We start from the raw sequence: 2,255 nt of genomic DNA, 5'->3' as shown, positions 1-2,255 counted from the left end.
CCAGCCTTCATCCGGGGGCACCACGTCGACGTGAACGGCCACGCCCAGTTCCTGGTCGCCTTCGCCAAAGGTGGCGACGCCGGCATAGTTGTCGATGTTTTCAGTTTGAAAGCCGTCTCTGGCGGCAATGGCCAGGAATTTTTCCAAGGCCTTGACCGGACCCGGCCCCACTGGGTATTCGGGAGTCGCCAGGTCCATGTTTCTGACGGAATCGATGGAAATCAGGTCTTTTAAGTCGGCCAGGAGGGCCGGCATTTTTTCACGAGCGAATTCTTGGTAGGGAAAAGTCATCTTTTGCTCCTTAGTCGTTAATTACTTGCTGATGTAGGCGCCCTTGAAGTTGTACGGCAGGCCGGCGCCTTTGAGGGTGATGTTCTTGACCTTCGGGTTGACCAGGGTGGCGGTGTTGCCGTAGTAAAGCGGGGTGACGCCCTGCTGGGTTAAGAGGATGCGTTCAGCCTTGACCAGTTCCTTCCAGCGGGTCTTGGTTGACGTGGTGGTCTTGGAGATTTCCATGGCCTTGTTGTAGGCCGTGTTTTCCCAGGAGCCGTAGTTGTTGACGTTGGTCTTTTGGAACATTTCCAGGAAGGTGTTCGGGTCGGCGTAGTCACCGCTCCAGCCGTCCAGGATCACGTCAAAGTCGCCGGATTCTTCTCTGGCAAAGCGGGTCTTGAACGGGATGTTGGTAACTTCGACCTTCATGCCCAGGGTGCTTTCCAGGGCACTTTGGATGAATTCAGTAGTCTTCTTGGCATCATCGGTGTCATCGCCTAAAAGCTTGATGGTGATCTGCTTTTTGCCAAGTTCTTTCAAGGCCTTCTTGTAGTAAGCCTTGGCTTGGGCCTTGGTCCCGGACTGGATGGCCTTGGTCTGGCTGGTTTCGACTTCCTTGCTGAATTCCTTGCCGGTAACCGGGTCGGTGATCCCGCTTGGGGTGAGGGAAGTGGCCGCGATGTCGGCCACGTTCAGGGTCTTGGCCAGGGACTGCTTGTTGATGGCGGCCGCGATGGCCCGGCGCAGGTTGACGTTTTGCAGGTTCTTGTCAGACTTGAAGTTGTACATCAGGTACTGGGTCCGGTTGCTCTTCTTGATCTGCCAGCCCTTCTGGTTCTTCAGGCTCTTGCTCTGTGAAGCGCTCAGGGTGGTCATGTCCAGTTTCCCGGCCTGGTAGAGGTTGTAGGAGGTGCTTTGGGACTTTTGCACGCTGAAGTTGATCCGGGTGAGCTTGACCTTCTTCTTGTCCCAGTAGTACTTGTTCTTGACCAGTCTCCAGGTCAGGTTGGATCCCGTCCAGCCCTTCATGATGAACGGACCGTCAGAGATGGTGTACTTGGCGGCCGTGCCGTACTTTTTGCCGGCTTTTTCAATGAACTTCTGGTTCTGCGGGGCAAAGGCGGATCCGGCCAAAAGCAGCTGGAAGTAAGGAATCTTGCGCTCCAGGGTCACGACCAGCTTGTACTTGCCGACTGCCTTGATGCCCAGGCTGGAAACCGGCTTTTTGGAAGCAACGATGGCATCGGCGTTTTTGATGCCGGAGTACTTGTTGGACTGGGTTGAAGCGGTCTTGGGGTTGACTTGCCGTCTCCAGGCGTAGACGAAGTCCTTGGCAGTCAAAGCTTCCCCGTTGGACCACTTGGCGTTTTTCCTCAAGGTGAAGGTCCAGGTCAGGCCGTCTTTGCTTTCCTTCCAGGACTTGGCGATGCCGGGCAGGACCTTGGAGTTGTTGCCCAGGCGGACCAGGCCTTCCATGGTGGCGTCCAGCTGCTCGCCGCCATAGACGTCGTTGTTCAGGGCCGGGTCCATGGTGGAAATTTCACCAGCGGAGTACCAGTTCAAGACCTGCTTGGCCTTGGATGAACTTTTGGCGGAAGTGTTGGAGCAGGCTGACAGCAGGCTGGCAGAAAGGGCGGCAAGGGCGAATACGGTTGATTTTTTCATGATTTTTTCCTCGTTAGATTAAATGCAAAAAGTAAACAGACAGCTATTTTGAATCGCGGCGAGTCGGATGATGTCGGCCATCAAAGGCAGACAGGACTTGCTTTGTTAACTTGTAATGCTGTTTCATGGTCGAACTCCTTTTTCAAAAAATCATTTTCAAAGCTTCTAGAAAAGGCAAGAAAAAAATCGCCCCCAAGGAAATACTTCCTTGAAGACGATGATTGGTCGTGGTCCCACTTCAGTTTCATCAGCTGTCTCACGGCAGCTGACCTTACACTGCCGCTGACTAGTCGCCGGAAAAAATTCCGGGAACACCC

Annotated in this window: 2 protein-coding genes and 1 pseudogene; 1 reads left to right on the top strand and 2 read right to left on the bottom strand. The window is 54.1% G+C overall.

Features of this window, described 5'->3' with window-relative positions; genetic code table 11:
- Positions 1 to 291: pseudogene (locus tag lacNas_RS13585) on the bottom strand (dipeptidase PepV); the annotation flags it as partial.
- A gap of 21 nt (positions 292 to 312) precedes the next feature.
- Positions 313 to 1,938, bottom strand: a complete 1,626-nt coding sequence (locus lacNas_RS13580; protein ID WP_201330861.1) for a peptide ABC transporter substrate-binding protein — start codon at positions 1,936 to 1,938, stop codon at positions 313 to 315.
- Positions 1,939 to 1,986: 48 nt separating this feature from the next.
- Between lacNas_RS13580 and lacNas_RS14060 the strand changes: the two genes are divergently transcribed.
- Positions 1,987 to 2,255 (top strand): hypothetical protein (locus lacNas_RS14060; RefSeq protein WP_211762146.1); only part of this gene is annotated, 269 nt, incomplete at its 3' end.

It is taken from the genome of Lactobacillus nasalidis (assembly GCF_016587775.1).
Taxonomy (GTDB): Bacteria; Bacillota; Bacilli; order Lactobacillales; family Lactobacillaceae; genus Lactobacillus; species Lactobacillus nasalidis.
This window is presented reverse-complemented; position numbering and strand designations above follow the sequence as displayed.

Coding starts and splice junctions, on each gene's coding strand:
- lacNas_RS13580 (WP_201330861.1), bottom strand. CDS start 1,938: ATGAAAAAATCAACCGTATTCGCCCTTGCCGCCCTTTCTGCCAGCCTG.